The sequence below is a fragment of the Shewanella sp. genome, from assembly GCF_051658185.1.
GTDB lineage: Bacteria > Pseudomonadota > Gammaproteobacteria > Enterobacterales > Shewanellaceae > Shewanella.
Genome location: NZ_JBOFMC010000114.1, coordinates 1 through 15,372 on the forward strand (window position 1 = coordinate 1; position 15,372 = coordinate 15,372).

Below are 15,372 nucleotides of genomic sequence, written 5' to 3' on the forward strand. Positions count from 1 at the left end.
TGGTGTGGTAATGGCCTGCTGCGCCAAAACAAGGCTCGCCAAACCCAAGATTAAAATAAGCCAGCGCCACCCGCTTGAGGTGGCGCACCATCATCAATCTGCTGCAGAGCTCCGGAAAGTACAACCTCATAGCAGTCACTTGTCACTTCGGTCAGCCTAGGTTAAGTTGCCCCTTGATATGCTCGTTCAATATTTGGCTACAATCGCTAAGTTGCGTAAACTGCACCTAATTGACGTCAAGGCATAAACATTATGAGAATTTTGGTTGTTGAAGATGATCTTATTTTATCCCATCACCTCAAAGTACAATTAAGCGATTTGGGCAACCAAGTCCAAGTCGCGCTGACGGCTAAAGAGGGCTTTTATCAAGCGACGAATTATCCTATCGATGTGGCGATTATCGACTTAGGCCTACCGGATCAAGATGGCATCAGCCTCATTGAACAACTGCGCGAGGCCGGGCTTAAAGCCCCCATCCTTATTTTAACTGCCCGTGTCAATTGGCAGGATAAAGTGGAAGGGCTCAATGCAGGCGCCGATGACTACCTCGTTAAACCCTTCCAAAAAGAAGAGCTGGTCGCCAGACTCGATGCCCTCGTGCGCCGCAGTGCCGGATTTGTCAAACCTATAATCAGAAGCGGTGAATTAGCCCTCAATTTGGCTGCCAAGCAAGTCACGCTGGGGGATGAAATCATGGAAGTCACCGCCTTTGAATATTTGATCTTGGAATATTTAATGCGCCATTGCCATGAAGTGGTCGCTAAACAACGCCTGCTCGATGTCATTTATGGCGATAAAGAAGGCGATCCGAATACTATCGAGGTCATGGTAAGTCGGCTGCGTAAAAAACTGACTCGCGATAGCATCGATAATCCCATTGTCACTATTCGTGGCCAAGGATATAAGTTTAATCTGCCATGCCATTAACACTGCCATTTAAAGCGCTGCAATTTAAACAACGTCTGCTTACACGGATGTTAGTGACCTCGCTCTCTATCATTACCATCGTTGGTTTTGGTTTAGCTTGGCTCGTTAACACCCTGCATGCGCAAAATAGTTACAACGAAGAAACGGCAAAACTCATCGCCGAAATTCCCCAAGTGGCGGCAGAACTGAGAGAGCATGATCTCATTCCCGACACCAGCTCTTGGTTAGAAGAAAATAACAAACAAAAACGCTATGTGATTGCCAGCTGCGACGATAATTTTGCCCAGGTCTGGACCTCATCCCTTGCCACCGACCGAGGGTTATTCGACACCTGCGAGCGCTTCAAACAAATACAATTTGATTCTCCCCCCTATTATTTAACCTTAGCGGACAACCAGGGGTATTTTGCTTACTTACTCTCAGTCGATATTGCCGGGATCCACTACAACCTGTTGGTGATGAAAGACGCCGCCCAACTCGAGCAAGATAACGACAAATTCAGTACACGCACTTATATCCGTCTGGCAATGATCCTTGTCCTCGCATTAGTCCTACTCATGAGCGCGGCTTATTGGGGAATGCGCCCATTAGTGCGGATGCAACGTGAACTGCAATTGATTAATCAAGGAAAAAGTAAATCATTATCCGAAGACTATCCCGTTGAACTCGAAGGTGTGACCCAAGCGCTTAACCAAATGCTGCAACAATCGGCAGCGCAGCAGCAACGTTATCAAAATGCCATGAATGACTTGGCCCACAGCTTAAAAACCCGCCTAGCCGCGGTTCATGCCATCACCGATGATCGGGAATTAACCCAGCAGTCTGCCAATGAAAAAATCATGGAGCAGATAAGCCAAATGGATCAACTCGTTAAATATCAACTAAAACGCGCGATGCTTGGCCGGCAAGGCTTAAAGCAAGAACATACCGCTATCGGTCCCCTCGTCGAGCAACTCGCGCAAATGTTATTTAAAGTCTACCGAGATAAACAGGTGCAATTTACCGCCAATATTCCAACCAACTTACAATTCCCAGGCAATAAAGGCGATTTGATGGAGCTCTGTGGCAACCTCATGGAAAATGCCTTCCGCCTGTGTATTAGCCGCGTTCACGTCAGTGCAAAAATTCATGCCCAAGGCAACTTTGAATTAATCGTAGAAGATGACGGCCCCGGGGTTGAAGAAAGCCTACGCCAAAAAATCATTCAACGCGGCGTCAGAGCCGATTCCCAATCACCCGGCCAAGGCATTGGTTTAGCCGTTTGCGACGAAATCGTTTACAGCTATGGTGGCCAGCTCACTATCGAAACAAGCCCGCTGCAGGGGGCACGCTTTAGGATCCAAATCCCGGTATTACATTGAATAAGCACGAGGATGAAGCCCTATTACGATAACATTCGATTAGGCTAGCACCGCGTATAATTGCTCTGCCCGGTTAAACATGACCCAAGAGGTAACAATATATTTATCGTTACTCTTTGGCATGTTGCCGCGATGCGTATGGGTAAAGCCTGCGGGAGCCAGCACCATGGTCCCCTTTTTCGGCCGAACACACCGCTGTTGGTAATAAAACTCGGTTTCCCCCCCGTCTGGCACGTCATTTAAATAAAACATATATAACAATACCCGGTGCAACGCCTCATTATGGCCATGCTGGGGGAATTGCTCCGAATGCCAGTGGGGATAACCACCTTTATCTTTTTGATATTTTTGAATATTAATGCTGCCACTGCGGTACAAATATTTAACTAAACCGTCGACTCTGGGAGCACCTAAGCTCGCAAAATTCTCCGGACATAAGGTAACAGGCTGCCCCTGCGCATCGCTCACCGTCACGGCAACTGCGCCCATTAACGCCATCGGGTAACGATTGAAATACGCAACGACGCCCTGTAGCACATAGGATAACAACTCCTGCTTTAACGATTGCAGATCCGCAAAATGATCTAAGGTCAAATCACGGCTAATTTTCTTTTCTAAATCGACGCCATTACCCGTTTGCCCATCCATCACCCCCGGATGGCGCTCAAAAGTCGCGATCAAGCGGTCACACAATTCCTCGGGCAAAGCGTTAGGGTATACTTCAATAAAATCCATAAATCCTCGAATAAGCGGCGACTTTTCATACAGGCTATGCTGGCATGCCTGCTAACTAATTGTAAAGCTGCATGATTAATATAAAATGCCCCAATTGGCCTCACCAACACCAGCATATGAAAAAAAGCAGTAAAGTCTCCGTTCAACAATTACAACTTGGCAATTTTGTCCGGCTACCTGTGGCCTGGAAGGATCACCCCTTTTTATTTAGTAGTTTTTCTATCAAACAAACTGCGCAAATTGAGTTAATTAAAAATCTGGGCATTGAGTACGTGATTGTCGATCTTGAGCGCAGTGAAACGCCGCCGTTATCGACCGCCGACATCAGTACAAGCAGTCCATCCACACATGCAGAGCTTCACGAACTCAAAGCTCATATGGATCATTACAAGGCTGAACAAATTGACGTACAAAAAAAATTACGTCGGGATCTCCAAAAAACCGAGCAAAACTTTACTCGCTCAATTGCGATGATGCGTGGTGTTATCGCCAAATTACGCAACCGTCCCCTTAATGCGGTCAATGAAGCCAAAGAATTAATCCACTCTGTGGTTGAAGAGCTGCTGACTAGCGACAATCTGGTGCTACATCTGATGGGCGATGCCAAACAGGACGAAGGGATTTATTATCACTCACTTAACGTGGCCATTCTCGCCATGCTGCTTGCGAAAGAAATGGAATGGGATCGGAGCGAAATCGAAATAATTGGCTTGAGCGCGCTATTTCATGATGTGGGTAAACTTAAAATTCCCCCACAGATCTTAAAAAAAGCCAGCCCTTGGACCACACCAGAGCGCAATCTGGTCAAACAACATCCCATATTCACCATTGAGTTACTTAAGCTGGCTGATAACTTTCCCACCGCCGCCCTGCCACCCATCCTACATCATCACGAATTTATCGATGGCAGCGGCTATCCCAAGGGCTTAAAAGGCGAGCAATTAGACAAAATGGTACAACTGCTAGCCGTCGTTAACGAATATGATTCGCTGTGTTATCCCACCTCTCAGGGCAAAGCGCGCATGCCTTACGCGGCCTTGGGCTATTTATATAAGCAATATAAAACAAAATTAAATCAAGAATATATAGGTAAGATGATCAAGATGCTAGGGATCTATCCCCCCGGCAGCGTGGTGGAGTTGTCGAGCGGCCAATATGCGATGGTGATGTCAGTCAACCTCGAAAAATTACTCTGCCCTAAAATCTTGGTATACGATGCGCTCGTGCCAAAAGAGCAAGCACCGATCATTGACTTGGAAGTGGAAGGACTACGCATTGTGCGCTGTCTGCCACCGGCAGCATTGCCAGAAAAAGTACACGAATACCTTAATCCCCGTGAACGAGTCAGCTATTATTTTGGCGGCGTTGGCCGCAGATAACGGGCTGATAACGGGCTGATAACGGATAGTTTGCAGATAACAGATAGTGTGGCGATCGCTGATAGCGCTGGCTGATAGGATAAGCTGTTTACTGATAGATAAGCTGTTTACTGATAGATAAGCTGTTTACTAATAGATAAGCCATTTACCGATAGCTAAACAGGATTGGATAGATACCCCAGAACTTAACGGCAAAGGCCAAATCGATTTTTGGCCTTTGCCGTTATTTACCAGCACATCACCAAATTTTGCGGGAAGCCCCGTCCTGTAGGGCGGGTAGAATGTCAATTGTTATAGCCAATGCTTACGCTTAAAGAAAAAGTAGGTTCCGGCCGCGCTGGCTAACATCATCAAAATGGCCATCGGATAACCATACTGCCATTCAAGCTCCGGCATACTGCTAAAGTTCATGCCATAACTGCTGGCAATTAAGGTTGGCGGTAAAAAGACGACGGCGGCAACCGAGAAAATCTTAATAATTTTATTCTGTTGCAACCCACTAAAGCCCATAGCCGCATCGAGCAAGAAGTTTAATTTATCGAAAATAAACTGACTATGGGGCATCAAAGATTCGATATCCGAGAGCATCTCCCGCAGATCTTTTAAATGCTCATCCGACAGTTGCCCACGGTAATACCGTTGCATATAACGCAGTGAGCGTTGCGTATCGAGCAAACTAAGGCGAATTTTACCGTTGGAGTCTTCCTGTAAGGTGATAAGCTTAAACACGTCATCCAGCTCTTCACTCTCAAAAACCTGCTCACCGACATTCTCGAGTACGGTATAAACGTCCTCGATAAGATCCGATAAATAATCCACTTTTAAGTTAAATAACTCAAGAAACAGCTCCTGGGGCGTCGACACTTCAAGCCGTCCCAAACGCAGATAATTGCGCAGTAGGCGAATAAGGCCCACATCCTCTTCACGGATGGTCAGCAAAAAATTGCTACGCAAGTTAAACGAGACGTTGACCCCACGCACATCTTGCCCCACCCGCTGAGGAAACAACGAGTTGATATGCAAGCCATCACTGTTTTGATAAAACCGCGCCGAGGCTTCAATTTCATTGATATCTTCTTCGTCAGGAACTTCCTCAACGGAAAAATGACTTAACCATTGTCGCTCTGCATCATCAGGTTTATAAAGATCTAACCAAATGGTCGAGGTAGGAATACTGTCTTGAATGTTGATTTCGGTCACTGTCAGGTGACGATTTTCATAGACATAAGCAGTAATCATTTGTCCTCCTGAAACAAAACTTAAGCTAAAAAGTCAACTTAAGTGCAGGCTAAAAATTTGTCGCTAGTTTACCGCAAAGATTCGCAATGAAAAGGCACGCAAGATAAATTCATGAAATAAATCTGGCTTAATCTGCCAAGATTTCGAGGCGCTCTGCGGTTGAAAAACGAATGTGTAGGCCATCAACCGTTACCATTTTCGCATCCGCAATGTCCCCTTTTCGGACGCGATACACGCCCGTTTTTTCCCCCGTCGGCGCCACGATAGTCACGGTCACAATTTGATGTTGATCAAGCCAATACCACACACTGTAACTCAAGACACCAAGGCCAATGGCCGCAAATAATCCCGCCATCCCGTAGTGGCGGCACAATCTCATCAGGGGGGCATCCTGGGAATGAGATGTGGATTGCCTCACAGCATTTGTGCGTTTTTGCAATAAAAACCAAGCACCTATGATGACTATGAGTGTCAAAAGTATTTTTGTAAGCAAGCCTAACTCCGATGACCATAACCCAGAGGGTGCATTATACCCATCCGTGTGTGACTAAACTGCCTTTGAGATCAAGCTTAAGAGGTTTTCTCTGATAAAAACGACAGGAGGGAGGTAAAAATAATCAATCACTTGCACTAAATAAGTAAATTGCATTAAATCAGCAGCTTGCTTGCATTAAAACGGCTCAAAAGATCTCGCCATCCGTTGGATCTGGGCCAGTGACAGCCCATGCTGATTGCGGCCAGCACACTGGCGTTGATGGGCGATATCCTGCGGTTCGCCAAGCAACACCCAACGCAGTTGATAACCAAGCGCCTTGGCCGCCGCCTCATAGGCCATATACTCCCAATGGCACAAATTGGTGTTATCACAAATCACAATCGGCTCAGCCAATGCCAACGCCTGAATAAATGCAGTTAAGTTTCGTTGGTGATATTCGGGCAATTTTTTAGCATCAAACCGATATTCCTTATCTTGATAAAAATAATGATCGGTTGAAAAAATGCCCTGACGGCTAAGGCGGCTACCCACCTCGGATGGCAAGCTGGCGATATACTGCGCAATCCAAAAGGATTTACCACTACCAGGCAACCCCCGCATAATAATGGCGAGTTTTTGGCTCATACTTTTAACTCATTGTGTTAGTTCAACATCATCGCGAATGGTTAAACCAAATCGTTACTGATCACCCGCCCAGCCAAAATACACTCCACCAGCTTGGGGACTATCTCCCCCGCCTTACCCGTTAAATGATATTGAAACTGACTGTGCCTATCGGGCGCCATTAAATTCACTTCAACCGTTTGCGCCCCATGATGATTGGCACTATCCACAAAGCCTGCCGCAGGATACACCGTCCCAGAGGTGCCAATGGCAATAAATAAGTCACAATGATCGAGTGCATCATGGATCCTATCCATGCCCAGCGGCATTTCACCAAACCACACGACATGAGGCCGCAATCGCTGCGCCGGAATACAACAAGTACAACATTGATGAGGCCCAAAAGGCTCGCGCAAAATAAAAGTTTGCCGCGAACGCGGACAACGGCCCTTCACTAACTCCCCATGCATATGCAATAACCGGCGCGAGCCTGCTCGTTCATGTAAGTTATCAATGTTTTGCGTCACCACCAGCAGTTGCCCGGTAAATTCAGCCTCTAATCTGGCTAAGGCCACATGGGCAGCATTTGGCTGCACGGTATCACACTGCAATTGCAACCAACGGCTATTATAAAAGCGCTCAACCAGTTCGATATCACGCGCATACCCCTCAGGAGTCGCCACATCTTCAATATGATGTTCTTCCCAAAGCCCGTCCTGATCCCGAAAGGTGCGTAAGCCCGACTCAGCAGAAATCCCCGCGCCGGTTAACACCACAATATGCTGGTACATAGCAGATCCCATTACGTTATTTATGTCTATTGTCGCCAAATTTAGGCTTAGTGAACATTATTCCTTGGTATAACCCTACAAAAACTATGCTTGTTAACCGAGATTGTGTGTCATTTCATCGGCAACAACACAATTTATCCGCATATAAGTCTATAAAGCCAGATCAGTGGTTCCAGTTTTTAATTTGAGCCCCTATAATGACAAACACTATCCACGGATGAACCTATTGGTTCTGCAATCAAGAGATTAGCAATGACAGATGGAAATCAAGCGCTCAAAAAAGCCGGTTTGAAAATTACCCTGCCACGAGTCAAGATCCTAGAACTGATGCAAGGACCTGAAAACCAACATATCAGCGCAGAAGACTTATATAAAAAACTGCTCGATTTAGGTGAAGAAATTGGTCTAGCGACAGTTTACCGTGTATTAAACCAATTTGATGATGCTGGCATCGTCAGCCGCCACCATTTCGAAAGCGGCAAAGCGGTTTTTGAACTCTCAACGCAGCAACATCACGATCACTTAGTATGTTTATCCTGCGGTAAAGTAATTGAATTTTCAGATGAAGTGATCGAACGTCGCCAAGATGAGATCGCCATGAAGCACAATATCAAGCTCACCAACCACAGTTTATATCTGTATGGCCATTGCACCAATAACAGCTGTGAACATAACGACGAGTAGTAAAAATCGACGCATTTTTCTCTCGCCAATCCAGATTTGTCCAAATAAAAGCCAACGCTCTCGTTGGCTTTTATGTTAAGTCACTTTTTATCACAATGTTTTAGCGTAAATATTGACGTTATGCCCCATAAACTCGCTACATTCACGCCAGTGCATTCCAACGCGTTTTGCAACCGCTTCCGAGGCGAGATTACCTTCTAGGATCAATGCGATAACCTTCTCTATTCCCAATGGCGACAACGCCTCCAGAGTGGCAGTCGCCGCCTCAGTACCAATGCCTTGACCCCAATATTCAGGAAAATAACGATACCCCAATTCAACTTCATTAAGTTCGACAATAAACTTAGGCCCACAAAATCCGATGACCTTATTGTCTGCTTTATGTTCCACCGCCCAGCGTCCAAAGCCTCGCTGTTGATAATCCATTAGGATCACGTTATGGAACAATTCCACCGCCTGCTCACGGGAAGTAAAAGCGGCCATGGGAATATATTTTAGCATCGCAGGCAAGCTATTCATCAAATACAACGCATCACAATCTTGTTCAGTAAAAGGGCGAATGATCAGCCGTTCAGTTTGGATTATCATATTAATTCCATTAGATTTTATTTTTTATCATTCTAAATTAGTGACCTACAACTAGCTACTATCGCCGCAGATTTACACACATCAACACCGGATGCGTAAACTGTGGCCGTTAATTTATTAAGATTTGAGATAAAAGTACAATATTAAACTTATTCGGTGTTTATGCACTCAAGGAGTTTCTCATTTTGGCGGTTCGACTTTCCATTTCGGTCAGCACGCAACGCGCTCGTGTTATAAATCAATCGCCGGTGAAATTGAGCTATGTAAATGAGGTGCTGTATTGCTTGAATTTTGCGCATTCATGCACTGTTCCTTTTGAGTCTGCCAAAGTGACAGTGAAGAAGCAGTTTATTTCAGCGAGTGATGAGGATGTTTCAGTGAGTTCTAGCGCAGCCCGGTAGTGCAGGAGCAAAACTTTATGTTTTGCGATTCAAGAGCTTGCCTCTTGCTGGCATCGTCAGGCATAAAAAAACCAGCAATTAAGCTGGTTCTTAGAATTTGGTCGGTATGAGAGGATTCGAACCTCCGACCCCTGACACCCCATGACAGTGCGCTACCGGGCTGCGCTACATACCGAATTGTTTGTGTTGACCAACTTAAGCAAAGTTTGACGAACACTGGCACTTAAGGCGCTGTGATTGGGGTTAACCTTAAGTGAGGCAGACTTTATCAATTGCCTTGGCTCTGTGCAAGTGCTTAATATCATCTCTTAGTTCAATTGCTTAGTTTGTGTGCGGCACGCTTAAATTTAACTCGTTAGATAACCTAAACGATAAGCCGCACACAAGCTATGGGTGATCATAGAGAGTCGGAATCGGTTGTCGTTTATGTTGAGTGGCCTGATAGATGTTAATCAGTTTGGCTTCTACCGCAGGCTCAACCGCTTTGCCTTCAAGAAAATCATCAATTTGCTCATAGGTGAGACCTAAGGCCACTTCATCTTCCAGCAGTGGCTGATTGTCCTCTAAATCCGCAGTAGGGGCTTTATAGACTAAAGAGTCTGGCGCGCCAAGATAAGCGGCAAGTTGACGTACTTGGCGTTTATTAAGGCCAAATAATGGCGCGAGATCGCAGGCGCCATCGCCCCACTTGGTATAAAAACCGGTAATGTTTTCGGCGCTGTGATCGGTGCCGACCACTAAACCGCCCGCAAGGCCTGCGAGCTCATATTGGACAATCATCCGCATCCTGGCTTTGACATTGCCCTTGATAAAATCAATACGCGCAGGTTCTGGACAATTGAGCCCTGCTTCAACAAATGCACTTAAGGTGGCTTGGTGCACACCATCAACGCCTTGATGCACATTGACTGTGACTAACTTTGACGGTTGAATAAACGCGCAGGCCTGCTGAGCCTCATGCTCATCTTTTTGAATTTGATAGGGTAAGCGCACAGCAATAAACTGATAACCGCCCTCTGGATGCTCGTTATTGAGACTATCAACCGCTAACTGACATAAGCGGCCAGCGGTTGATGAGTCAACCCCACCGCTGATCCCTAACACCAGCACTTTGCTGCGAGCTTGTTGCAGTTTGCTTTTAATAAACGCTATACGCCGCTGTACTTCAAACTCAGGCTCAATTGCCTTGAGTACCTTCATTTCTTTTAAGATCTGCGCTTTCACCGACATGTCCACCTTCAATAATCGCTCTAAATTGGGATCGATTTATAGGCTATAACGGTAGCATTTATTCGCCATCGCCTGTAGCAAAAAATCGGTTAGTTTGATGCGATGGTGAAAAAACTGTCAAAAAATAAGGGCCATCACCCACACAGGTGACAGCCCTTATTTTCGGCTAGTGCAGTTCAGCAGTGATGCTGTCCACACGGAGTCAATCCTTTACTGGCCACTTACCGTTCCCAGTAGGACTCCTCTAAGCTATCTTCTCGCTCCGGTAAACCACGGGAAAGTCGTGGGCTATGCTGCGCCAACACCTCATAAGCCACGCGGTTAGCATACTTACAAATCTGCGAAAAAGAGGAATAACACAGGCCATCGCGCTTATGTTTGCTCGAACCTGGCACATTGGTTCGATGGAAAGTGTTGGCGGCAAGATCGTGCAATAATGCTGAGAGCGCGCCATCACCCGCACCGTTCGTATTGCCAATTTTTTCAGGGCCACCCATATAAGGGGAAATATGGGCATACACTTTCAGCGGCGTCTGGCAATCACGTTTGAGTTTCGGCCGTGAAAACTCATACCGGTTAAATTCAGGGATAGCGCCTGGCAGCAATGTGTGGCTGGTTTCACGTTTTTCTGCGTCGTCAGTGTAGCCAGCGGTATAAAGGCCCAGCGGACCTGCGGTGGTTAACACCATGTCACACCATTCTAATGCTTTTTCACTGGCAAGGAGCGGATCCCGAAAACCAGTTAAGGCCTCTCCTTCATCCTCGTTCATCGCCAAAATCGTCACATGCTCTTTGATAAAGTTTTGCCACCACAGCGGATCTTCTTCAATCAAAAAGCGGGTGCCAAGGGTCAGCACCACGGGCACATCTGCCGCTTTGGCATATTCAATCGCGCACATGGCCGCCTCAGTGATCCGATCGCCGCCACTTGCTCGCATCAGGTAAGCCGTTAACACTAAAGCAGAACTTCCCTGCACCACGGCTTTATCAATATAGTCTGGCGTGAGTTTATCCATGGCGCCTTTGCTAATAGCAAAAGTACGCTCACCGCAGTCAGAGATTAAGGTAAAACAGCGACCAATGGGGCCATCAACAGGTTGCAGATAGTTGAGATCGACCTTAGAGGAGGTATTACATAGGTAGCGATAAGCGTAGCTGCCCACTTCAATATTTTGGCTCATCACGCCAAACAGCACCGAGCGGTCATCGGCCAAAATAGAATAATTGTGTACAGTATTACCGATGGTGCCACCCGCAAATTCATCGCTTATCAATTGCTTAAGCTTAAGCTCACTATAGAGTTGGTGGGCTTGGGCGTCATTGATTAGGGTGGAATTACCCTTAGGTAAGCCATAACGACTGAGCAGTTCGTCATCTACCTTGGCTTCAATATCCACTAAGGTTTGATCAATACCGCTGATATAGGTCGCAAACGGCTGCGGCTGCTGCGTTAATTGCTCGAGCAGAGGATCGCGGGTTTTAACCGGAAAATAATGTTTCGATTTGCGCTGACCGGGAAACTTCATAGTGGCTCTCTTTTCCTGGCATCCATGCTCATGGGCATTATGACGAGCACTCACTCGCCAGCGTCCTAAAAATTATGAGTCTAGGCTAGGAGGACAAAAATTCCACCCCTTAGCCAAGGGGGCGCAGATTCTACCATAAAAACCGCATGAAACTAGAGGCCATCACTGCGCTTATACCGCTTAGTTCAAAAATCTCACATTCACATTTAAATCCAAGCACTCACCTGTTCCTGCACCAATTGTCGGAGCAGCTCAATATGCAACTCATCATCATTTAAACAGGGGATGAATCGATAACGTTGACCGCCGGCATGTAAGAAGGTTTCTTGGCCGCCAACGGAGATCTCTTCAAGGGTTTCGAGGCAATCGGTAGCAAAGGCGGGACAGATGACATCGACACTGTGTACGCCTTGGGCTGGCAACTCTGCCAGTAATTCATCGGCATAGGGGGTTAACCATTCTTCGCGGCCAAAGCGCGATTGAAAACACACCTGCCATTGTGAATCGCTAAGCGCAAGCTTGTGCGCCAACAACTTCGCGGTCGTCAAACATTGCTCGCGGTAAGGATCGCCCTCTTTGACATAACGCAGCGGGATCCCATGAAAAGACAGCAGCAATTTATCGGCCTGCCCATGGGTCTTCCAGTGGCGTGTCACGCTATGGGCCAATGCGGCAATATAGGCTTCATGGTCAAAATACTGCTTGTTGAACCGCAGCTCTGGGATATCACGCACGCCAGTCAAATACTGCGCCACCGCATCGAACACGCTGGCGACGGTTGAGCAAGAATACTGCGGATACAAGGGCAATATCACAATGCGCTCAGCGCCTTGGGCCTTGAGTTTGGCAAAGCCACTCGCAATCGAAGGATTGCCATAACTCATGCCCAGTTCTACCGGTATGGTCTGATTAAAGGTGGCGCTTAAATCTGTCGCCAACTTTTGCGCTTGGCGCTGACTAATCACCATTAACGGCGAGCCTTGCTCCGTCCACACACTTTGATAAAGTTGCGCGACCTTCTTCGGGCGGGTGTTCAGGATAATTCCCTGCAGAATGGGTTGCCACAACCAAGGGGATAAATCGACGACCCGAGGATCACTTAAAAACTGCTTGAGAAATCGTTTTACCGCTTTAGGAGTGGGTTCATCGGGCGTACCTAGATTTACTAATAACACGCCAAACGCAGGAGAGGGAGAAGTCAATGTGCAACCTTTTATCAGCCGATTATCTAGGCAGGCTAACATTCAGTTGCACATAAAAAAAGCCTGCTAAAGCAGGCTTTTTCTTAATATGAGAACTTGTTCGCGAATTTAAGCAATGTGCTTATTTAAGCACGCTGGCAAGCTGCTCACTTACGGCTGCAACGGACTGAGTACCATCAAATTTATGGTATTGAGTGTTACCCGCCGCAGCGACTTTACCATAGTACTCAACCAATGGCTTAGTTTGCTCATGGTAAATACCTAAACGCTTACGTACTGTGGCTTCTTCGTCGTCGGGACGAATGGCTAAGTCTTCACCCGTCACGTCATCCTTGCCTGCCACTTTAGGTGGATTGAATACCACATGGTAAACGCGGCCAGAACCGGGGTGAACGCGACGACCGCTCATGCGCTTAACGATTTCTTCGTCTGGCACATCGATTTCAATCACGTGATCAATGCTGATACCGTTTGCCGCCATCGCATCCGCTTGTGGAATTGTGCGTGGGAAACCGTCTAATAGGAAACCTTTAGCACAGTCGTCCTGTGCGATACGCTCTTTAACCAGTCCAATGATCAGATCATCTGAAACCAGTTGGCCTGCATCCATCACTTTTTTCGCTTCTAAACCCAGCGGTGTACCGGCTTTAACGGCCGCACGTAACATATCGCCCGTAGAAATTTGTGGGATACCATACTGTTCCATAATGAACTGGGCCTGGGTACCTTTACCGGCACCTGGGGCGCCTAATAGGATAATGCGCATCTCAAGAGTCCTCTTTTTCGCATTGATATTCTTCTTAAGGTGGCGATCTTCGCACATCTGACCGCCATTGAGAAGGCTTTTAGCTTCGACTTTAGCCCCAGAAACTGCAAATAAATCGCTGTTTCTGTGCAAATTTAGGCATTAATAGAGCAAAGTATAGAGTTTACGGCGATATTGATTAGCCAAACTATTCCCTTGGCCAAGCGCCGTTAAAATCTCCATAAAGACTTGTTTTACTTTGCCATTTTCAGCAGTCAATTCCTTAGACAACACGCCGAACAACTGCGCGAGCGCTTCTTCATCGCGGTGGGCCGCATGCAATGCCTTACAGAGTTCGATTAACAACCCTAAATCCTGCGGATTTTGATCAACCTTTTGCTGTAACTCGCGGATTTCAGGGGTATCGGCCGCATCCAGTGCCAATGTCAGTTTGGCTTGTAAACTCTGATAATAACCGTCTTGGAAGGCCAGTCCAATTTGCTCAAGTAAAACTTGCGCTTGAGCCAACTCACCTTGCATCAAATAGACATCGGCGAGCACTAAACTCACCTCATCAGCATGGTTTGAGGCGCTGTAGGCATCTTTGAGTAACACGGCCGCAGTGGTTAAATCTTCAGCCGACACTTGGCTTAAAGCTAACAAGGCTTTGGCTTGCTCAAGTTGCAATTGCCACATTGGCGGCAAATGCTTTTCGAGCATGGCGCTCACCTGCGCCGCCTCTTGCAGCCCTGCAAAACCATCAATAGGCTGGCCTTTATCAAGCACTAAGGTGGTCGGCAAGGCTTGAATGCGAAAATAGCTCGCGATTTCCAGCTCGGTTTCACAGTTCACTTTTGCCAGCACAAAACGACCAGCATGCTGCGCGGCAAGTTGTTCCAGCGTCTGCACCATAGTCACACTTTGGGCTTGGGGCTGGGCCCAAAACACCAATACAACCAGTTGTTGCATCGAAGCATCAACCACTTGCTGAATATTGTCTTTGGTTAGATCGAGGATATTGTCCATGGTATTTCCTTTACTCCTAAAGCGGCACCTCAATGGGGAAATGCCCTATGGTCATGATATTCGGGTGCCTAAAAGTCAATCGGGGCACTTGCGTCTTAACTCAAGTGCCCCGAACAGGTTACTTCAGGCTCGCCAATAACATTTGGTTCATCAGCTTAATAAAGGCTGATGGATCCGCAAGGCTGCCCTTCTCCGACAATTGCGCCTGTTGTAGCAGTAAGTTTGACCAATCTGCGAAGGCAGCTTCATCTTGAAGTGAGTTCAAACGCGACACTAATGGATGCGCGGGGTTAATCTCAAAGGTCGGTTTTACCTCTGGCACTGGCTGCCCCGCCGCCTGCATCAGTTTGATCATTTGCGTCGACATTTCACCTTCACCCGTGACCACACAGGCTGGGGTATCGGTTAAGCGCGAGGTCACCTTCACATCGGCCACGCT

Annotated in this window: 15 protein-coding genes, 1 tRNA gene and 1 pseudogene; 4 read left to right on the forward strand and 13 right to left on the reverse strand. The window is 46.9% G+C overall.

Going from position 1 to position 15,372, the window contains the following annotated elements:
• Positions 1-252 precede the first annotated feature (252 nt).
• Together ACRCZA_RS04670 and ACRCZA_RS04675 are read left to right on the forward strand one after the other, a co-directional pair.
• Complete coding sequence (locus tag ACRCZA_RS04670; RefSeq protein ID WP_438673308.1) at positions 253-927, forward strand: response regulator; 675 nt, start codon at positions 253-255, stop codon at positions 925-927.
• Positions 918-2,288 carry an ATP-binding protein gene (locus ACRCZA_RS04675; protein ID WP_438673309.1) on the forward strand — a complete coding sequence of 457 codons (1,371 nt, stop codon included), beginning with the start codon at positions 918-920 and terminating at the stop codon, positions 2,286-2,288. Before ACRCZA_RS04670 ends, ACRCZA_RS04675 begins: the two co-directional genes overlap by 10 nt.
• 39 nt (positions 2,289-2,327) lie before the next feature.
• On the opposite strand, the gene ACRCZA_RS04680 is transcribed toward ACRCZA_RS04675, so the two are convergent.
• Positions 2,328-3,023 (reverse strand): 2OG-Fe(II) oxygenase, encoded by a 696-nt coding sequence (locus ACRCZA_RS04680; protein ID WP_438673310.1) that lies wholly within the window; start codon positions 3,021-3,023, stop codon positions 2,328-2,330.
• A 116-nt stretch (positions 3,024-3,139) separates the two neighbouring features.
• On the opposite strand from ACRCZA_RS04680, the gene ACRCZA_RS04685 reads away from it, so the two are divergent.
• Positions 3,140-4,402, forward strand: coding sequence for an HD-GYP domain-containing protein (locus ACRCZA_RS04685; RefSeq protein WP_438673311.1), 1,263 nt, complete (start codon positions 3,140-3,142; stop codon positions 4,400-4,402).
• Positions 4,403-4,693: 291 nt separating this feature from the next.
• Here ACRCZA_RS04685 and corA read toward each other — a convergent pair whose 3' ends face one another.
• The 4 genes from corA to cobB form a co-directional block, all read right to left on the reverse strand.
• Entirely contained in the window at positions 4,694-5,641 is a 948-nt protein-coding gene (gene corA, locus ACRCZA_RS04690; protein ID WP_438673312.1) for a magnesium/cobalt transporter CorA, read from the reverse strand.
• Positions 5,642-5,768: 127 nt separating this feature from the next.
• The gene (locus ACRCZA_RS04695; protein ID WP_438673313.1) at positions 5,769-6,020 is read right to left on the reverse strand and encodes a hypothetical protein; all 252 of its coding nucleotides are present in this window, start codon (positions 6,018-6,020) and stop codon (positions 5,769-5,771) included.
• A gap of 291 nt (positions 6,021-6,311) precedes the next feature.
• Positions 6,312-6,761 carry an ATP-binding protein gene (locus ACRCZA_RS04700; RefSeq protein WP_438673314.1) on the reverse strand — a complete coding sequence of 150 codons (450 nt, stop codon included), beginning with the start codon at positions 6,759-6,761 and terminating at the stop codon, positions 6,312-6,314.
• 41 nt (positions 6,762-6,802) lie between these two features.
• Positions 6,803-7,531: a Sir2 family NAD+-dependent deacetylase gene (gene cobB / locus ACRCZA_RS04705; RefSeq protein WP_438673315.1), complete on the reverse strand. Its 729-nt coding sequence runs from the start codon at positions 7,529-7,531 to the stop codon at positions 6,803-6,805.
• Between the two features lie 252 nt (positions 7,532-7,783).
• Here cobB and fur point away from each other — a divergent pair, with 252 nt between their 5' ends.
• Positions 7,784-8,215: a ferric iron uptake transcriptional regulator gene (gene fur / locus ACRCZA_RS04710; protein WP_438673316.1), complete on the forward strand. Its 432-nt coding sequence runs from the start codon at positions 7,784-7,786 to the stop codon at positions 8,213-8,215.
• A gap of 90 nt (positions 8,216-8,305) precedes the next feature.
• Here the strand turns inward: fur and ACRCZA_RS04715 are convergent, their stop codons facing one another.
• The 8 genes and pseudogenes from ACRCZA_RS04715 to ACRCZA_RS04750 all read right to left on the reverse strand — a co-directional run.
• Positions 8,306-8,803 carry a GNAT family N-acetyltransferase gene (locus tag ACRCZA_RS04715; RefSeq protein ID WP_438673317.1) on the reverse strand — a complete coding sequence of 166 codons (498 nt, stop codon included), beginning with the start codon at positions 8,801-8,803 and terminating at the stop codon, positions 8,306-8,308.
• A 499-nt stretch (positions 8,804-9,302) separates the two neighbouring features.
• Positions 9,303-9,379: transfer RNA gene (locus ACRCZA_RS04720), tRNA-Pro, on the reverse strand.
• A gap of 212 nt (positions 9,380-9,591) precedes the next feature.
• Positions 9,592-10,428, reverse strand: a complete 837-nt coding sequence (nadE, locus tag ACRCZA_RS04725) for an ammonia-dependent NAD(+) synthetase (protein ID WP_438673321.1) — start codon at positions 10,426-10,428, stop codon at positions 9,592-9,594.
• Between the two features lie 227 nt (positions 10,429-10,655).
• On the reverse strand, positions 10,656-11,960 hold the full coding sequence (locus ACRCZA_RS04730; protein WP_438673318.1) for an inosine/guanosine kinase: 1,305 nt from the start codon (positions 11,958-11,960) through the stop codon (positions 10,656-10,658).
• Positions 11,961-12,166: 206 nt separating this feature from the next.
• On the reverse strand, positions 12,167-13,204 hold the full coding sequence (hemH, locus tag ACRCZA_RS04735; protein WP_438673319.1) for a ferrochelatase: 1,038 nt from the start codon (positions 13,202-13,204) through the stop codon (positions 12,167-12,169).
• Between the two features lie 79 nt (positions 13,205-13,283).
• The gene (gene adk, locus ACRCZA_RS04740; RefSeq protein ID WP_438673322.1) at positions 13,284-13,928 is read right to left on the reverse strand and encodes an adenylate kinase; all 645 of its coding nucleotides are present in this window, start codon (positions 13,926-13,928) and stop codon (positions 13,284-13,286) included.
• Positions 13,929-14,069: 141 nt separating this feature from the next.
• On the reverse strand, positions 14,070-14,933 hold the full coding sequence (locus tag ACRCZA_RS04745; RefSeq protein ID WP_438673320.1) for a co-chaperone YbbN: 864 nt from the start codon (positions 14,931-14,933) through the stop codon (positions 14,070-14,072).
• A 118-nt stretch (positions 14,934-15,051) separates the two neighbouring features.
• Positions 15,052-15,372, reverse strand: a pseudogene (locus ACRCZA_RS04750) (molecular chaperone HtpG); the annotation flags it as partial.